Annotated in this window: 15 protein-coding genes; 9 read left to right on the top strand and 6 right to left on the bottom strand. The window is 47.4% G+C overall.

Translation table 11 applies throughout. The features are described from left to right. Positions 1–15 precede the first annotated feature (15 nt). Both MKY42_RS13315 and MKY42_RS13310 read right to left on the bottom strand, forming a co-directional pair. Entirely contained in the window at positions 16–462 is a 447-nt protein-coding gene (locus tag MKY42_RS13315) for a RidA family protein (protein ID WP_339851627.1), read from the bottom strand. A gap of 153 nt (positions 463–615) precedes the next feature. Beyond that, on the bottom strand, positions 616–1,041 hold the full coding sequence (locus tag MKY42_RS13310; RefSeq protein ID WP_339851624.1) for a GNAT family N-acetyltransferase: 426 nt from the start codon (positions 1,039–1,041) through the stop codon (positions 616–618). Positions 1,042–1,175: 134 nt separating this feature from the next. On the opposite strand from MKY42_RS13310, the gene MKY42_RS13305 reads away from it, so the two are divergent. After that, the gene (locus MKY42_RS13305; protein WP_256222004.1) at positions 1,176–1,379 is read left to right on the top strand and encodes a hypothetical protein; all 204 of its coding nucleotides are present in this window, start codon (positions 1,176–1,178) and stop codon (positions 1,377–1,379) included. A gap of 112 nt (positions 1,380–1,491) precedes the next feature. Here the strand turns inward: MKY42_RS13305 and MKY42_RS13300 are convergent, their stop codons facing one another. Next, positions 1,492–2,376, bottom strand: coding sequence for an AraC family transcriptional regulator (locus tag MKY42_RS13300; protein WP_339851616.1), 885 nt, complete (start codon positions 2,374–2,376; stop codon positions 1,492–1,494). Positions 2,377–2,501: 125 nt separating this feature from the next. Between MKY42_RS13300 and MKY42_RS13295 the strand changes: the two genes are divergently transcribed. The 7 genes from MKY42_RS13295 to MKY42_RS13265 all read left to right on the top strand — a co-directional run bounded on the left by MKY42_RS13295 (position 2,502) and on the right by MKY42_RS13265 (position 12,209). Continuing rightward, positions 2,502–3,791, top strand: coding sequence for a Gfo/Idh/MocA family oxidoreductase (locus tag MKY42_RS13295; protein WP_076289691.1), 1,290 nt, complete (start codon positions 2,502–2,504; stop codon positions 3,789–3,791). 108 nt (positions 3,792–3,899) lie between these two features. Then, complete coding sequence (locus tag MKY42_RS13290; RefSeq protein ID WP_339851611.1) at positions 3,900–5,717, top strand: histidine kinase; 1,818 nt, start codon at positions 3,900–3,902, stop codon at positions 5,715–5,717. Continuing rightward, complete coding sequence (locus MKY42_RS13285) at positions 5,689–7,254, top strand: response regulator (RefSeq protein ID WP_339851609.1); 1,566 nt, start codon at positions 5,689–5,691, stop codon at positions 7,252–7,254. The genes MKY42_RS13290 and MKY42_RS13285 overlap by 29 nt, the downstream gene beginning before the upstream one ends. A 121-nt stretch (positions 7,255–7,375) precedes the next feature. After that, entirely contained in the window at positions 7,376–8,290 is a 915-nt protein-coding gene (locus MKY42_RS13280; RefSeq protein WP_090896620.1) for a sugar ABC transporter permease, read from the top strand. Positions 8,291–8,294: 4 nt separating this feature from the next. Further along, entirely contained in the window at positions 8,295–9,134 is an 840-nt protein-coding gene (locus MKY42_RS13275; protein WP_179265080.1) for a carbohydrate ABC transporter permease, read from the top strand. Between the two features lie 88 nt (positions 9,135–9,222). Further along, on the top strand, positions 9,223–10,539 hold the full coding sequence (locus MKY42_RS13270; protein ID WP_090896613.1) for an extracellular solute-binding protein: 1,317 nt from the start codon (positions 9,223–9,225) through the stop codon (positions 10,537–10,539). A 23-nt stretch (positions 10,540–10,562) separates the two neighbouring features. Next, positions 10,563–12,209 carry a hypothetical protein gene (locus MKY42_RS13265; protein ID WP_179265081.1) on the top strand — a complete coding sequence of 549 codons (1,647 nt, stop codon included), beginning with the start codon at positions 10,563–10,565 and terminating at the stop codon, positions 12,207–12,209. A gap of 162 nt (positions 12,210–12,371) precedes the next feature. Here the strand turns inward: MKY42_RS13265 and MKY42_RS13260 are convergent, their stop codons facing one another. Further along, entirely contained in the window at positions 12,372–12,716 is a 345-nt protein-coding gene (locus MKY42_RS13260) for a hypothetical protein (RefSeq protein WP_076289685.1), read from the bottom strand. A 120-nt stretch (positions 12,717–12,836) separates the two neighbouring features. On the opposite strand from MKY42_RS13260, the gene MKY42_RS13255 reads away from it, so the two are divergent. Continuing rightward, positions 12,837–13,235 (top strand): hypothetical protein, encoded by a 399-nt coding sequence (locus MKY42_RS13255; RefSeq protein WP_090896607.1) that lies wholly within the window; start codon positions 12,837–12,839, stop codon positions 13,233–13,235. Between the two features lie 236 nt (positions 13,236–13,471). On the opposite strand, the gene MKY42_RS13250 is transcribed toward MKY42_RS13255, so the two are convergent. Both MKY42_RS13250 and MKY42_RS13245 read right to left on the bottom strand, forming a co-directional pair. Next, positions 13,472–16,645, bottom strand: a complete 3,174-nt coding sequence (locus MKY42_RS13250) for a bifunctional cytochrome P450/NADPH--P450 reductase (protein ID WP_339851602.1) — start codon at positions 16,643–16,645, stop codon at positions 13,472–13,474. A gap of 375 nt (positions 16,646–17,020) precedes the next feature. Continuing rightward, a complete protein-coding gene (locus tag MKY42_RS13245; protein WP_179265082.1) occupies positions 17,021–17,575 on the bottom strand; it encodes a glutathione peroxidase in 555 nt (184 codons plus the stop codon). Positions 17,576–17,764: the final 189 nt, after the last annotated feature.

The raw sequence follows: 17,764 nt of genomic DNA, 5'->3' as shown, positions 1-17,764 counted from the left end.
AATTGGTCATGAACGCTACTCCTCTACCTGGAATATCGAGTCAATAATCAGTGGCAAGTTATCCCTCACGGATACAGCACCCAATACGGAACGGGCGTGCACGCCCTGTTCTCCGAACACATCCAGCATCAGATCCGAGAACCCGTTTAACACTTTATGGTGCTCCTCGTACGAGGCGGTGGCATTGATGAACCCCTGCACTTTGACCACCCGTTTTACCCGATCCAGTGAACCAAGCACATCTTGAACGACAGCCAATACCTCGATGGCAGCATTTCGGGCAAATTCATATCCCTGCTCCGTTGTAAACTGCTCCCCCAGTTTGCCACGCTCTTGCGTATCCGGCCCTTTACCGGACACATACATGATTCCATTTACAATCACTGCATTGGTGTACTTTGCTGCCGGCGTACTTGCTTGGGGCAATACAATGCCCAATTCGTCCAATCTGGTCTGTATCATCGGCTTCTCCTTTATGTACAAGATGTCCTTACAAGCTATCAATCTTTCAATTTATTCCTAATTTAGTTAAATCTCAATATACGCCGGTTGCTCTTGAACCGCAAGATGTAAAATGAGCTGAAGGGATATTTTCCTTCTATTATAAGTCATTAATTACAGGGTGCTCGAAGAGTACAACAAAATATGGTCTCTCCGCTGCCACCCCTGGCTCGCCCAAAAACGATTACCGATTTCATTATCATCTAGCACCATCAAATGACATTTCATAATGCCGGCATGTCTCAATTGCTCCAGACTAAACCGAATGAGCGTTTTGGCAATGGAGCGCCCCCTATGAGCAGGATCTACGGCTACATGGTACATAAATCCTCTTCTGCCGTCATTTCCACATAATACAGTACCAATAAGATTCTTATTCTCATCAAGACATACATAACTTAGCCCCGGGTTGCGCTGCAAATATGCCGAAATAGCTTTCCTTGAATCAACTTCTTCACTAAGTCCCATTCCTGGCGTTCGTTCCCACAACTTAATGGCCTGATCATAATGCTCAATTGTCATTTCCTTATATGTATACATCGTTCCTACTCCCATCTTATCAGGAATTACTTGCAGTATTTTTCCACATTCTATCATATTTCCGTTACACTAAAAGGAAAGATAGAAGCAATAACTCTCAAAATCTATGGAATTGAATATAAGGAGGAATTATCATGAGTGCACCATTGTTTCGTGATCCCATCTTTGATGGAGCTGCTGATCCGGTCGTTGTGTGGAATCGTTCCGAGCGAACCTGGTGGATGATTTATACAAATCGCAGAGCCACAGCCGGAGGGCCAAAGTTCGCCTGGGTGCATGGTACCGATCTGGGCGTCGCTTCTTCGGCTAATAATCAAAGTGCAATAGCCAATAATTAAATTCTCCTAAAGGACTTGAGCATATCCCTGTTCCACAGGGCCTGTCAGGTCCTTCTTCTATTCATTAAATCAACCTTTTCGTATCTATACTGTATCTATATCGCAGTCCACCCTATTTCAGCACTCTCATCGAACCAGCTTCTCTATACTCCTGACGATATGTCCTTGGTGACACCTGAACCGTTCGCTTGAACATCTTCCCGAAATGTGAAAAATTGCTGAATCCCGCTCGCAGAGCGATCTCCGTTATGGAATCCTCGCTTTCACGCAGCAAGCGCTGCGCCTCCTTCACACGAAGCAAATTGAGATAATCGCTGAACGTGAAACCTGTGGTCTGTTTGAACAAACGGCTGAGATAATGGGGACTAATTCGAAATAATGCAGCAACCTCCGGTAGCGCTAAATCCTGCTGATAGTTATCGTTGAGATAACGCACCACTGCCTGTGCCTTGGGATGCAGAACCGGCTCACTGTCGGCCGAGTGCACGGTGCTCAAATGTTTGTTACGGTAAGCAAACAACAGCAATTCAACGGATCGGTGACGAAGCAGCAGACTGCTTCCAGCTCTGGTATGGACCATCTCATCAATCATTTCACTGACCATTCGCTCCGCTGTTTCACTTACCTGTGAAGGAAGCCTCAGAATGGGAATATTCCAGCCAAATGGCTCCTTCAGCCCCTCTGCCAGCTCAGGTAAAATGGCCAATTCGGTGAACAGCTCTGGCTTGATATACAGAACAATTCGATCATGATCTGGCCTTCCACTCTCCATCGTTTTATGAACGGTATTCCGGTTAATGAATACGAAGTCTCCGGCTTTGACCCGATAAGTTCGATCCTTGATGAAGTATATGCGCTCACCCGATAGCAGGTAGTACAGCTCATAATGGTCATGCAGATGGTCATCGGTCATGGAAAAATATCCAATGCGGCGGTCATATTCGATATTCAAATATCCGGTGGGATCATGGTAATCCGCTTGAAATGTCTGTATCATGCAGCTGCCCCCTTTAGCTGAATTATAGCAAAATAAGCGGCATTTGAAAGCGATTACGCACAAAAAGCGGCGAATGAAGTGCTTCCTTGTTATAGTCTAGAGCTATATTCAAGGAGGCGATAGACATGAGTAACAAAAAACGTTACGTATTGGTCGGAACAGGCGGCCGTGCTGAATTCTTCTATGGAGCATTAGCCCAAAATTTCAGGGAAACATCCGAACTTGCAGCTTTTTGCGATATTAACCAGACACGCATGAATTACGCCAATCAGCTGCTGAGGGAAAAATATAAATACAATGAGGTGCCAACCTATCCTGCAGATCAGTTTGATCAGATGATTGAGAACGAGAAGCCGGACTTCGTCATTGTAACCAGCATCGACCGCACCCACCATAAATACATCATTCGGGCAATGGAGCTTGGCTGTGATGTTGTGACTGAGAAGCCGATGACCATCGATGAACACAAATGTCAGGATATTCTTGATGCCGTCAAGCGGACCGGACAAAATATACGCGTCACCTTTAACTACCGTTATGCGCCGCACCATACCAAAATACGTGAACTGATTCAGAATGACACAATCGGAAAAGTGACTTCGGTCCACTTCGAATGGCTGCTGAATACTCGCCATGGCGCAGATTACTTCCGCCGTTGGCACCGGGACAAGCGTAATAGTGGCGGACTGCTAGTACACAAATCCACGCATCATTTCGACTTGGTCAATTTCTGGATCGGTTCGCAGCCTGAGACCGTCTTCGCATTCGGCGATCTCATGTATTATGGTAGAGAGAACGCAGAGGAACGAGGCGTGACCCAGTTTTACACTCGTGCAACAGGCAACCCGATTGCGCAAGAAGATCCTTTTGCCCTGCACCTGGATTCGGATGCACATCTCAAAGCCATGTATCTGGATGCTGAACCGGAAGACGGCTACCAGCGGGATCAAAGCGTATTCGGAGATGGCATCAACATCGAGGATACGATGGGCGTTCTTGTCCAGTATCAGAACAAAGCCATTTTGACCTATTCACTGGTTGCATATCAGCCGTGGGAAGGCTACCGCATTGCCATTAATGGCACCAAAGGCCGGATCGAAATGAACATTGTGGAACAATCCTATGTTAACTCGCTGGGTGACAAAAATCTTGAAGGTGCATTGATTGGCAAAACACTGCGTGTCCTTCCCATGTTTGATGCCCCATACGAGGTTCAGGTCGAGGAAAAAGAAGGAGGTCATGGCGGAGGTGATCCTGTACTTCTGAATGATCTGTTTGGAGAGCCAGCGGAAGATCCATATCATCGCGCTGCTAACCAATTCGACGGAGCAAGATCCATCCTCACCGGAATTGCAGCCAATCGCGCCATCGCAACTGGTTTACCTGTTCGCATCAACAATCTGGTTCGTTTCTAGGAACGCAAGGCCGCTCCAACCACATTTAATTCAAAGACTGCGTATAATACGCAGTCTTTTTCCCATTTTGACGATGGTCTTGACGTCTATTCGCTTAAGGAGGAACCCATGTTTTTCTCATTAAAAAGCCGCCTGATCGCCTTTATCGTTGTGCTCTTCGTTCTCTGTTTTGGTACACTCTCCTTCCTACTCTTTAAGGAATCACGTACTGTGATTCGCTCTTACATTGAATCCTCTGCTCTTGAGAAGATGGAGGAATACGGCTCCTATGTCGATATGGTTCAGATGCAAATCTATGATGCAGCCTCTCTTGTTTTCAACAGCGATACCGCCAAGAACTGGGATAACGCGATGAGTGACCCCAACCTTCCTGAAGGGGAAAAGATGCTTGTCAATCTGGCGATGAGCCGTTTTCTGACCCAGGCTACGAACAGCTACACCAGTATCTCCGATGTATCCATCTATCGACGAAACGGGCTGAGGATTGGCAGTGAAAATCAAGTAACGACCGACCCTCTCTTCTTGCAAGAATTATGGTACAAAAGTTTCTTTATCTCAGGGAATCACTGGCTGCCTGCACATACCGATCAACATGAAAACATAAGAGATCACGGCAACCCTGTAATTAGCCTGCTGATGCCCATTGGGACCTTTCACCATGCTACAGCCCAAAATGTGATGAAAATTAACGTCAACGAATCTTACTTTCTGGAACCGCTTAACCGAATCCATCTGGCCGAAAGCAGCACTATTTTTCTGCTGGGCGAACAAGGAAGCCCTATTCTTTCCCAACAGGCCAATCAGCTTGGTGCCGAAGCTTTAGCAGAAATCGATCAAATCCGGAACAACTCGCTCAAATCGGGTGTGGTCTACCTGAACAATGATGAAGGACAGCGTGACATTCTGGTATACAAAAAGCTGGGGCGTACGGGCTGGATGCTGGCGGGTCTGGCACCGGAAAAAGAGCTATATTCTTCTCTTCACAAACTTCAGAGTACCATTCTGGTGGTCACCATTGTTCTCATTCTCGTCTCTTTGTTTGCCGCTGCCTGGCTCTCTTATGGCGTCACCAAACCTTTAACACGACTGGTATTGGCCATGAGACAGGTACAGCGCGGCGCATTCGATCAAGCAGAGTCCCTTCTGCCTCCGGACAAAAATGTAAAAAGCGAAGTCAGTTATGTCATCTCCACTTTCCGCTACATGATCAGCCGATTGCGACAGCACATCCAGAACGAATTCGAGCTGAAGCTGCTCCGCCAGCAAGCTGAGTATAAAGCGCTGCTCATGCAGATGAATCCCCATTTTATGTTTAACACGCTGGAACTGGTGAGCAGTCTCGCCATGCAGCGCCGAACGGATGATACAGTTCGGGTCATAGAGGATCTGGGCAAAATGATGCGATTCTCCATGAATACAAGTGACGACAGGGTACAGCTTGCAGAGGAACTGGCTTATATCCGCCACTATATCTCCATTCTGCAAACCCGTTTCGGTCATAAGCTGGATATTACTCTGACACAGGAAGGCAGGCTGAATTCTCTGGTCATCATCAAATTTATTCTTCAGCCGCTTATTGAGAATGCCGTCAAATACAGCTTCCAGCATCAGACGACGGCAGAGGTACACATCCGGATCTCCAGACGGAATAACCACCTGCATTTCAACATTTCAGACAATGGGCCCGGGATTCCAGCCGAAATCATTCAGAAAATTCATGATCCTGTTGAAACATCTCAGCTGGAACCCCTATTGCGAAGCCAAAGCTGGCACATTGGGCTCGGTAATGTAGTTGCACGCTGCCGCTTGCATTACGGAAGTCTGTTTAACATTCAGATCGAGAACGGAGAGCATAACGGCACGTCTATTGAACTGATTCTACCCGCACAGGAGGAATATGATGTACAACGTATTGATCGCAGATGACGAGATCGAGGTTCGCGAAGGACTAAAATTGAAAGTGAACTGGCAAGACTTGGGTTTTGTCATTTCAGGTGAAGCGGCAAACGGCATCGAAGCGGAGGAGCTTTTGAAAGCTGAACATTTTGACTTGTTAATTACAGACATGAACATGCCTGTAATGGATGGCGTCCAATTGCTGGACATTTGCCGAAGCCTTAATCCTTCCATTCAGATTATGATCATCACTGGATATGAAGATTTCCACTATGCCAGAGCAGGTGTGCGCAGCCAGGCCATGGACTATTTGCTGAAGCCTGTAACCCGGGATGAACTGAAAACCACTTTAAATAAAATCAAAGATGAGTTGGATAAAAAGAAACAGCTGCATGGCGATTCCGAAATGATGCAATGGCGTCTCTCCCAGTATTACAAAGAAATGAAGCAACGTTTCCTGCTTGATCTTGTTAGGGGTCATCGCCTCTCACCTTCTTCACTGCCAGAGCGGATGCGGCTGTTTCATCTGGTATCCTGGCAGGATCACAGCGTCTGTTTCATCACCGCTGGCATGCGAAACTCCGGTATGCAGACTGCCTCAGGGGAACGTATTCCCGAAACGCTTCACCTTCCCTTTGAGCTGCTTTGTCACGAAATAGCCCAGTCTTATCCAGATAATGTACAAGTGTTCCATGACGGAGCCCACCCCGGTATTATGCATTTCATTACATTGGAAGGTATTCAGCACGAATTTGCTCAGCAGATCACAGCACAGACCCGCTCTGTCTTAACGATGGATGTACAAGTTGGATTGGGATTGTCCGTGTCTGGGTTTGAGCGCTGGAAAGAAGGATATATTCATTCCCTATTGGCTTGGAACTCTGCTGGACGCAAAGGTGCACAGGACCGTGTACCCGAAGTAGATCATAGTCCATTACTGCCTGAGGAAACCAGTCGCATGCTGCATCGTTGCCTCATTCGTGGAGAGCTGGATTCCTTCCGCAGCGTGATTCAAAAGGAGCTTGCTGACTCATTTCGGATATCCACTTCCCATATGATCCGAAGCCTTTTTCAAATTTCATTATTGTTCGAACAGGAATCCTCGTGGATTTCCCCGGAATGGGTGCTTTGGCTAAAAACTCCAGACCAGGCAGAACTGCTGCTGATGCATTGGGCGGAAGATTTTGTGAATCAACAGCAGCCATCCGAGGTTGGAGAAGAGACGGTTATTGAATCGGCCAAACGATATATCGAGGAAAATTACATGCTGGAACTGACATTAACTTCGTTAGCTGAGCAATATAACTACAACTCTACCTATTTTTCAGAGATATTCAAAGAAGCTGCCGGCATCTCTTTTATTCAATATGTAACCGAGGTGCGAATGAAACATGCCATACGTTTACTGAGGGAAACCCAACTAACCGTCTGGGATGTTACAGAGCTGACAGGCTTCCGTTCTCCAAGCTATTTCAGTTCAAAATTCAAAAAAAAGTTCAACATAAGTCCTTCAGATTATCGTTTGATGCACTCCGAAAAAATTGATAATCATGATCCGAAGAAATGAGATTCCGGCTTCTCCTCCTCCCCGGTATGATGAATTTACCAAGAGAATCACTGCAAACATTGTAAGCGGATTCAACAGCGGTGATCACGAATTCACATCCAACCCTGAAGGGAGGCCTATGATGAGAAAGCTGTCCAAGCCGTTATACGGCCAGCAGAATATGACTGCCTATTTGTTTCTGCTGCCCTGGCTCATCGGACTTTTCTGTCTGACACTCGGACCGATGGTTGCGTCGCTCTACCTGTCCATGACGAAATTTAATTTGTTATCATCACCCACGTGGACGGGGCTCAGCAACTATGTCCAGATTTTTACCGAAGACGATACCTTTCGCAGATCTTTGGGGCTAACGTTTTATTATGTATTTCTATCCGTTCCGCTCAGGCTTGCCTTCGCCCTGCTTGTAGCGATGGCACTGAACAAAGGGATTCGGGGTCTCGGCTTATACCGAACCGTGTATTACATCCCTTCCCTATTGGGAGGCAGCGTCGCTATTGCGATCGTCTGGCGTCAGATTTTCGAAGGAAATGGTTTGGTCAATCAGTTTCTGAGTTGGTTCGGAATCACCGGACCCGCCTGGATTGCCCATCCCGATTATGTGGTCTATACGATCGTCACACTCTCTGTATGGCAGTTCGGTTCGGCCATGGTTATTTTCCTGGCTGGCCTAAAGCAAATTCCAGCCGATTTATATGAAGCTTCGGACGTCGACGGGGCCGGAAAGGTACGCCAATTCTTCGGCATCACACTTCCGATGCTCTCGCCTGTTATTTTTTTCAACCTGATCATGAGCATGATCCATTCGTTTCAAGCCTTTACACCCGCTTATGTGATCGGGGATGGACGCGGAGGCCCGCTCGACGCCACAATGTTCTATACCTTGTACCTGTATCTGAAAGGCTTCTCGTTCTTTGATATGGGTTATGCTTCGGCCCTGGCGTGGATCATGCTGGTCATTATCGGGGTATTCACCGCAATCGTCTTTCTCACCTCGAAGTTCTGGGTGTTCTACGGCGATAATCAGGAAGGGAGATAGTCACATGCCACTAAAGCGACGTTTGGTTCAAGCCGGGAGGCATGCCGCCATTATCCTCTTCGGTCTGCTGATGTTGTATCCGGTGTTATGGTTAATTCTCAGTTCATTTAAACCGAATCATCTCATCTTCACGAGTAGCAGCCTGATTCCAACCAGCTTTACTCTCGATCATTTTGTGAATGGCTGGAAAGGATTGCAAGGGGTGTCGTTTGGCCGTTTCTTCGGCAACTCGGCGCTGATCTCGGTCATGAGTGTGCTGGGAAATGTGATTTCTTGTTCCCTTGCAGCCTACGCTTTTTCCAGATTGAAGTTCAAGTTCAAAGGCTTGTGGTTCAGCATTATGCTGGTCACAATCATGCTTCCTTACCATGTAACTCTGGTACCTCAGTACATTCTGTATAACGAGCTGCATTGGATTAATACGTATTTCCCGCTCATTCTGCCCAAGTGGCTGGCGCAGGATTCCTTCTTCATTCTGCTCATGGTTCAATTCATCCGTGGTATTCCACGGGAGCTGGACGAGAGTGCAACCATTGACGGTTGCGGGCAATCGCAGATTTTTTTCAAAATCGTGGTGCCTCTTCTCGTTCCTGCCCTGATCACAACAGCGATCTTCACCTTCATCTGGAGCTGGGATGACTTCTTTAGTCAGATGATCTACCTGAGCAAAATTGATCTGTTTACCGTACAGCTTGGGATTCGGTCGTTATTCGATCCATCGGGACAATCGGATTGGGGCGCACTGCTCGCCATGTCCACGCTGTCTCTGCTGCCTGTGACCATTATCTTTCTGGTATTTCAGCGTTATTTTCTAGAGGGGATTGCAACGACTGGGCTGAAGTGATTACGAAATTACGAAAATACCTGTCCAGACGCAATACGTGTACAACAGATATTATGTTTTTCATTATCTATCGTCAGGGGGATTTCTCATGTTCAAACGATTAATGATCACTGTTATAGCTTCACTCCTGTTATTGGTAACTGCCTGCTCTGGAACGGATCATACCGGCGCTGATGAGCAGACAGAAACGAAGACAGCTGAAGACGGGCAAGTCGAATTGCGCATGATGTGGTGGGGCGATCAAAAACGGGCAGATATTACGAATGAAGCCCTGAAGGTTTTTCAGGAGAAACATCCGAATATTAAAATTGTAGGTGAATTTGCGCCTTCCTCCGGATATTTCGACAAGTTGAATACTCAGTTGGCATCAGGCACAGCACCGGATATTTTCTTCCTTGGAGGTAATGTGGTTGACTATGCCAAGAAGGATGTGCTTTTGAACCTGGACCCTTATGTCGGTAGTGAACTGAATCTGGATGGCATGGATGCCAGCATGGTTGACTACGGGCGTCTTGATGGGAAGTTGCAGCATATTTCCGCGGGTGCGAATGCACGGGGCATTGTCGTCAATCAGGCGCTGTTCGATCAAGCGGGAATCCCTTTGCCAGCTTCGGATTGGACTTGGGAAGATTATGCTGCAATCAGCAAGGAGCTGTCCGACAAGCTCGGCAAGGGCTTTTATGGAACCTATAATTTCACGGTTGATGGTATGGACATCTTTTTGAAACAACGCGGCAAACAGCTATATGATATGAAGAACGGCACGCTCGGATTTGCAAAAGAAGACATTTTGGAATGGTTCATTTACTGGGAGCAGGCTTCCAAATCCGGAGGTGTGGTCACGTCTGAATTGCAGGTTTCCAATCCACCGGATGATACGAGTAAATCCTTGCTTATTACGGGCAAGGCGGCGATGAGCCTGCTTCCTTCGAATCAACTGGCTGCTTTCCAGAGCCTCACGGAAGATAAGTTAATTCTTTTGCCTGTACCACGGGGGCCAAAAGGAACTGGGGTTGTATTTGAATCCAGTCAGGGGTTGTCCGGGTATGCAAATACCAAACATGCAAAAGAAGTCGCCATCCTGATGGATTTCTGGATTAATGATCCGGACGCAGCCAAAATTCTCGGCAACGACCGCGGCGTGCCCGTTACGGAAGCCAACCGCAATCTGCTTCAGCAAGAAGCGGGACCTGTTGAAGAGATTGTATATAATTACACCAGCTTTGTATCTGAAGCTACGAAAACGGAGCCTTTTGACGTGAGTTATAATCCTCCGGGATTCGCTGAATTCTCCAAGCTGGCCCAGACAACCAACCAGGAAATCGGCTTCGGCCGAAAAAGTGTGGAGCAAGCCGTGACTGACTTTTATAATGGCACCGTAAGAATTTTTGAATCCAATCAGTAATTAACCGCTTCAAGGAGGTCAACATGACAGAAGCCCTGCTAAACAAGCTGCGGCAGATCTCGATCCACGATCATGTGCAGCCAGGTAAACCGGAAGATCAAAAGTTAATACAGGAATGGCAGGCGTCGGGTGTTCGATTCGCGGCATCCGGCGGACGATTGGAAGCGACTTATTATTCCGCTTTGGAGAAGTTACTGACTTGCATTGTGCCCTTGAACGGCAGTGAGCCCATTCTTCAGGAAGGTGGCATCTATCTGGGTTGCTGGCTGGAGAGTACGGGCACCATTAATGCGGAGCTGCTGTCACGTCTGATTCCTTCTGTATCGGAAACGACCTATCTTGCTTTTGCCCGACACCAAAGAGAAGACGGATTGCTGCCTTATAAGCTAACGGAGAACGGCCCATCCTTTCGCCAGATTCAGCTCGTTACACCCTTGGCGCGAAGCGTATGGAACCACTACCAGCTTCATGGAAAGAACCGATCCTTCCTGAAGACCATGTACAAGGCCATGGTACAATACGACGAATGGATTGCAACGTATCGCGATACCCGAAGGACCGGCTGTGTGGAGGCATTTAGCACCTTTGATACCGGGCATGATCTGTCCCCGCGGTTCTGGCACGTTCCGGATACACCATATATGAATGATGCTGCGTCCTACCATCCGGACTCTCCAGTCCTGCCTTTTTTGGCACCAGACTTGACCGCCAATATATATTGTCAGCGCATGTATTTATCCCGAATGGCTGAGGAACTTGGAGAGTCTGGTGGTGAATGGAAAGAAAAAGCTGAAGCCAGTCTCGAAAGTCTCTTCCGCTACTGTTACGACGAAGAGGATATGTTCTTCTACGACCGGGATCGCAATGACGAATTCGTCAGGATACAGTCCGATGTGCTGCTGCGCGTGATGGCGTGCGAGGTGGGCGACCGTGAATTGTTTGATAACATGCTGCGCCGGTATTTGCTGAACACAAGCAAGTTTTTTGCCAAATACCCGTTTACCTCCATGTCGATGGATGATCCACGGTTCGATCCGTTCTCCTCTTATAACAGCTGGGGTGGAGCATCCAACTTCCTGAGTCTGATCCGTTCACCCCATGCATTTGAATATCACCATCGCTATGTGGAATTGACCTGGGTGCTGCAACCCATCCTGTCGTCCCTCTCCAAAGCAACTCGCTTTGCGCAGGCTTTAAGCCCATGGACCGGGGAGGAGGGTTTTACCGAAACCTACTCCCCCTCCATTCTTTGCCTGCTTGATTATGTGGAACGGTTATGCGGCATTATGCCGGTTGGATCGGACCAACTGTGGTTTACCGGTCTTCTCCCCATCGACATGGATCATGGCGAAGAAGTCGCTGGTCATACAGCGTATAGCCGCACGGTGAATGGACTGCATTTTGAATTGGTGAACACACCAGAACGAGTAACGGTATATCAGGATGGTAAGGCTCTTATGGAAGGGCCAGCAGGAATTCGATTCATTACGGATCGTAGTGGACATTTGGAAGGTGTCATCGGTATGAGCGTGCGCACGATTGAAGGTGAACTGATCTATCGAGGAAAATGCATTCCGTTTCGAATCAAAGGAAATGAACTCCAGCGATATATTGAGGGAAACTTGAAAACAGAACGGGATATCGGCATCATCTTTCCTTCTTATTGCTAGTGCGTTGAAGTAAGTAGTGTGCTCTCCACAGAAACATTAACAAAGCCATTTCCGATGAATAGTTGCAACACCAAAAGCGCAAGTGGCAAGGGTAGCTCCCCTGTACTTGCGCTTTTCCGATTTGATATCCTGATGAACTATCCACGAAAATAAATTTTCCGTTTATGCTTTCCGCTCCCACGCAGGGTGGCGATAGAACTCAATCGTATCTATATAGTTCACCGTGTACTTCTGTTCAACATCCGACAGCTCCAGCAGCTTTCTGTCCATTTGTTTCAAACCCATGACCACATCATGTCGGAGAAGGTCCATTGCGATTTTGCCTACAAAGCCGCCTTCCATCTCTTTATGTTTATTCCGAAATTCTTCATTATAGATCAGTTCCGGTGTAAACGATGCTTCAACAAATGCGTTAACAAGCGTAAGTTCATTACCCTCCATCTGTACCGCGATATAATAGTTGCCACGTTCATCGCGAATGAGGTCTTTATACATTTCCACGTCCATCTGAATCACTCCCTATATCTTAAGTTGTACCTTATCATGAGTAACATGGGCGCCATTTCGCTCACCTCTTGCCCTCGTCCATTCATATAGTAGGTATAAATGGCGAACGGAGGATTGCTTATGAATTGGCACCAACTTCATACAGGAAAAACACTTCAGCAGCGTCTGGCCGAGTTCCAGGGACATCTGGCAGAACTGAATGCTCCATTGTCTGGTCTGGAACCTGGAATAATTAGAAAAGTATATCCGCGCAATTTCATCAAAGTTAATCGGCAGTTATTTATTCCACTCAGCTTGTTTTCCATTCGTGTATTTGATGTACCACGAGCACGGCGAGGCATACGGGTAGGCATCCGCACGGTATTTCCATCCCGGAATGCATTTAACAATATCCGACTTGTTGGTGTTGGACTGGATTACATTGAGCTGCAGGGAAAGGGTAAATTCTCCTCACGTATTCTCTTTCCGCTAACTCAGGTCGAATCGATCTATCGCCCAACGAATAAAAAGAAGAAATAATGAGGCCAGACTTCGCTGAATTCATATCTGTCTGTACTTGCAATCTTGATTAGAAGAACGATCCATACCCTGGATCTATCCCATGTCATGATATGCATATTTCTCTTCCCTAGTATAACTCATAGGTGCATTAGTCTGCTCGGATATTGTGCCATAGCAAAAAGCGGTGAGCACAGGACCCTTCTGTGTCTCACCGCGTAGATGCCTATCAATGATTGAAATCAGGAACGTATCACTCAGATACCTGTCCACACATCTTTGGCATAACGACCTTCCTGCTGCAAACGTTCTAACCACGCATCGGCTTGCTCCGTGGAGTTGCCGCTGACATCAGCGTACGCTTTCTTGAGTGTTGCTTCAACATCAGGTGCCATCTTGCTGCCATCGCCGCAAACATACAGATGTCCACCCTGTTCGAGCAGCGGAATCAGCTTGTGGGCATCATCTCTCATTAGATGCTGCACGTAACATTTCTCTTCCCCGTCCACACGGGAGAATGCGGTATGAAGCTGGACAAGACCCTCTTGCTCGGCTGTTTCGAGTTCATTTTTATACAAATAGTCATGTTCAGGGTTGCGACATCCAAAATACAGATGGGCCTCACCCACCTGCTGACCTTGTTCCTTCAATACACGTCTTGCCTGCAGGAAACCGCGGAATGGAGCCACACCCGTCCCCGGACCAACCATAATGATTGGGGCCTCTGCATTTTCCGGCAGTTCGAACCCGGACTCGGGCGTGCGTATGAACATGACTACCTCTTCACCCGGCTTCAGGTTCGCCAAATAGTTGGACGCTATGCCTTTATATTCTCCCTGACCGCTCCACGCCGGAGCACGAACTACGCTGACGGTTATGCTGGCCTGCTCAGGCTGCACTCGTGGTGAACTGGAGATTGAATAATATCGGGCTTTCAGGGAAGGCAGCAGTTCCAAAAACCGTTCAAAAGGCAGTTCACATGCTTCGTATTTTACCAAATAATCCAGCATGGATATCCGTTTCTTACGTACTTCTTCCATGTATACAGACTCATCAAGAAGTGCTTCGAGCTCCTTCTTATGCGGTGGACATACCGTGTACGCCGCGAGTTCCCTCAGTTGGGCCCGAGTTGCCGCTTCCTGAAGTTCCACACTGTGACTGAGCAGATCGACCAAATTAACCGGTTGGTGCAATGGCAGATGAGCGGCGCTGCGACCGGAGGCATCCAGAACCAGATGTTCCGTGCCTGTGAATCCATATCGTTTCAGTACTCGTTCTACGAGCTCAGGCGGGTTTTGCGGTAAAATGCCCAGGTGATCGCCTTCCTTATACGTTGCGCCTTCAGGCAGTTTAATCTCCAGATGACGTGTGCTTCGTTCACTGCCCGCATCGTGAAGTTCCCGATTCTCAAGGAGTTCAGCAACATGTGCATCATACGTATCCGCGAGCGGCGTTACTGCCAGTCCGCTGACAAACTGTACAGACAAGGAGCTGCGCTCACTACCTGAGCTAGTGTTCAACTTGAGGCCCAGAGTTCGTGCCAGATCCGGCCATAGTTGCTCGGTCCAGTCTCCAACCTGTTTCTCAAAGTCCCCGCTGGCATCACTTTCTCCGATCGGTGATAACCGTTCTGCTCCTTTGGAAGATAACTGCTCATCAATCAATCGCGGGATACGCTGGTACGTGCTGGCCCAGTTGTGATCCCCACATCCGAGAACAGAGAATCGAACCCCTTGGAATTCCCCTGCATCCGCATGTTCAATCCACTCGACGAAGTCTTTGGCATTGCTTGGTGGCTGACCATTGTAGGATGCACTCACAATGATGACGACGCCTTCCTTGGGCAGTTTGCCAACACGATCATCCAGAGTAGCAACCTCGCTGCGGAAACCTTGGTATCTTGCGGTATCTGCGATTTCACGCGCAATGCCTTCCGCGGTCCCGAGATTGGAGCCATACAGGACGAGCATTGGGGTATGATGGGCATTTGCCGTATCCGGCTCTTGTCGTTTGACCACCGGAGTTGGTTCCTCCACGGCAACACCCGGAACAGCCATGACTGGTTGACCCCCGCGTGCACGAACACGGATCGTGAAGTTATCGGGTTTGAGCGTCAGCGTTTCTTTCACTTTCAACTGATAGTCTGCATGATCGATGAAATCAAAATGCTTCAAAACCATGCCCAGCACAAGTGTTGCTTCCTGAAGGGCAAACTGCTGACCAATGCAGGCCCGCTGACCATTACCAAAAGGTTTATAGGCATCATGTGGCACCTTGCTCGGATCTTCAAACCGTTCCGGACGGAATGCCTCCACATCGTCACCCCACGCATCGCGGTCCCGGTGCAGCTTGGGAATGAGCACACTGACACTATCCCCTTTTTGCAAAGGATATTTACCGTCCAGAACGATATCTTTCTTCGCGTATAAGGAGAATGCCGGAGCCGTAGGCCACAACCGCAATGCTTCATTCAAAACCATGCGAACATATTTCAGATTGCGAACCTGATTGTATGTCGGGACCGGATCTTTCAGAATCTGATCTGCTTCAGCTTGAGCCTTGGCGAGTGTATCTGGATTTTTCATTAAATAATAGATGGCAAAGGACAACAAGCCACTCGTCGTCTCATGTCCAGCAATCAGGAAGGTGATGATCTGGTAACGGATATTTTCATCGTCCAGCGTTTCCCCGGTTTCCGGGTCTTTCCCGCTAAGCATATGGGATAACAGATCGTCTGCCCCTTCCTGGGGCTGCTCCTTGCGCTCCGCAATAATATGATCCACCAGAGAGAACATCGAACGAATATCCTGCTCAAACTGTTTCTTCTTGGTGATCATCAGCTTGTCTTGTAGACGCAAACGCTGCAAAGAACTCATCGATTCGTCCAATGCCCGCACCATGCTGGTAATGAAAGGATGGGGCTCTTCCCGATAAAAGCTGTTAAATCGATAGTTGAACCCACACAGTCCAATCGTATCCAGGGTGAGACGAGTCATATCATCGGGTACGTTAACCGTCTCGTCCGGGTTCAATCTGGACCACTTCTGCACGAGCTGTACAGCGAGATCGATCATTTTATTGTGATACCCCTGCATCGCACGCTGGCTGAAGCTAGGCAGCAGCACATTGTGAGCTTTTTTCCAATTAGGTTCTTGTGTCCAGCTCGTAAACAGGCCATCCCCGGCAAATGCACGAACCTTCTCCAGCGGTGCCCATACACGTTTATCGAATTTGGATTCGTCGCTTACCTCGGCTACCAGTTCGTGACCTGATATATACAACTCACTTCGTCCAGGATACTCCATTCTAAAAATGGGTCCATACTCTTCAGCGAGTTTCACCAGGGATTGTACAGGCTCATCGGTATTTAACTGTGGTAAGTTTCCTAAAGGGCCAAAAGTTTTAGGTTGGGGAACTGAAATTTGCGCCATAATACTCACTCCTCTTCCAAGTAATACGTTCAACTAAATAATACCTTCGTTCAATTAAGACTTCAGATCAACAGACATGCCTTCATTTTCTGCAAATTTTCATATTTCATCCAGATAACCTAAAAATCATTCCGGAACCAATTGACCGAAATAGTATATTGGTCATTTTAGAATAAAAAAAATGGGTTCCTTCGTTATCTCTCTTTTACCCTAACATTTCCAGTCCTAATCTTCAACAGTCTCAAAGTCGTAGGACCAATGGGTATCCATCCGAATTGGCATGAGTAAAATTCCCTTTGGTCCATTAATATAAAAAATATTTAGCTCTGAACGAACACTAGAATTTTGAAGATACACAGTTCGCTCAAACTCAAACTAGGCCTGTCTCAGCAAATCCCGAATCGCGGACTCCATCGCTATCGGTGCAACTGTAGTCTCATAGCGGCCACTCACTTCCCCGGTTCGATCAATCAGAAATTTGGTGAAATTCCATTTGATCCCGTCTCCCCGGTATAAATCGGGATGTTTCTCCTTGACGAATTGATCCATCCACCGACCTTCTTCCGACTCCATATCATAACCTTCAAATGGGGCAGCTTCGACCAGATCGCGAAACACAGGGTGTATGGATTGTCCGGTAACCTCGATCTTCTCAAAAATCGGAAAGGATATATGAAAATGATTCCTGCAATACTGAGCTATCTCATCACTGCTGCCCGGCTCCTTGTGATTAAATTGATCACAGGGAAACGCCAGGATCTCCAGCCCTTGATCACGATACTGCTCATACAGGTGCTGAAGCTCCGTAAATTGTCGAGAGTAACTGCACTTGCTGGCTGTATTCACAATAAGCAGCACCTTCCCCTCATAAACAGATAAATCACCCGCGTGTCCATCCATAAATGGAACCTGATAAGAAAATATGCTCATTCATAACGCCTCCTTGGTCGGGTCTCACATGAACCCTCTCTTGAAATGGATTATACGCCGCTTCTCTTGATAGGTTAAATATATAATAATTATAATATTAATAGCCTTTATCTATAAAATATCTTATCTGCTGCCATATGATTAGATGGCTCATTATCCTTTTCATATTGGACATACTAGACATAGAAA

The sequence above is a fragment of the Paenibacillus sp. FSL W7-1088 genome, assembly GCF_037969855.1.
Lineage (GTDB): Bacteria > Bacillota > Bacilli > Paenibacillales > Paenibacillaceae > Paenibacillus.
This window is presented reverse-complemented; position numbering and strand designations above follow the sequence as displayed.

Bases quoted from the DNA above. Each gene is read 5' to 3' on its own strand.
- MKY42_RS13255 (WP_090896607.1), top strand. From the start codon at position 12,837: ATGAATTGGCACCAACTTCATACAGGAAAAACACTTCAGCAGCGTCTG.
- MKY42_RS13315 (WP_339851627.1), bottom strand. From the start codon at position 462: ATGATACAGACCAGATTGGACGAATTGGGCATTGTATTGCCCCAAGCA.
- MKY42_RS13290 (WP_339851611.1), top strand. From the start codon at position 3,900: ATGTTTTTCTCATTAAAAAGCCGCCTGATCGCCTTTATCGTTGTGCTC.
- MKY42_RS13310 (WP_339851624.1), bottom strand. From the start codon at position 1,041: ATGTATACATATAAGGAAATGACAATTGAGCATTATGATCAGGCCATT.
- MKY42_RS13270 (WP_090896613.1), top strand. From the start codon at position 9,223: ATGTTCAAACGATTAATGATCACTGTTATAGCTTCACTCCTGTTATTG.
- MKY42_RS13285 (WP_339851609.1), top strand. From the start codon at position 5,689: ATGATGTACAACGTATTGATCGCAGATGACGAGATCGAGGTTCGCGAA.
- MKY42_RS13260 (WP_076289685.1), bottom strand. From the start codon at position 12,716: ATGGACGTGGAAATGTATAAAGACCTCATTCGCGATGAACGTGGCAAC.
- MKY42_RS13300 (WP_339851616.1), bottom strand. From the start codon at position 2,376: ATGATACAGACATTTCAAGCGGATTACCATGATCCCACCGGATATTTG.
- MKY42_RS13275 (WP_179265080.1), top strand. From the start codon at position 8,295: ATGCCACTAAAGCGACGTTTGGTTCAAGCCGGGAGGCATGCCGCCATT.
- MKY42_RS13265 (WP_179265081.1), top strand. From the start codon at position 10,563: ATGACAGAAGCCCTGCTAAACAAGCTGCGGCAGATCTCGATCCACGAT.
- MKY42_RS13245 (WP_179265082.1), bottom strand. From the start codon at position 17,575: ATGAGCATATTTTCTTATCAGGTTCCATTTATGGATGGACACGCGGGT.
- MKY42_RS13250 (WP_339851602.1), bottom strand. From the start codon at position 16,645: ATGGCGCAAATTTCAGTTCCCCAACCTAAAACTTTTGGCCCTTTAGGA.
- MKY42_RS13295 (WP_076289691.1), top strand. From the start codon at position 2,502: ATGAGTAACAAAAAACGTTACGTATTGGTCGGAACAGGCGGCCGTGCT.
- MKY42_RS13280 (WP_090896620.1), top strand. From the start codon at position 7,376: ATGAGAAAGCTGTCCAAGCCGTTATACGGCCAGCAGAATATGACTGCC.
- MKY42_RS13305 (WP_256222004.1), top strand. From the start codon at position 1,176: ATGAGTGCACCATTGTTTCGTGATCCCATCTTTGATGGAGCTGCTGAT.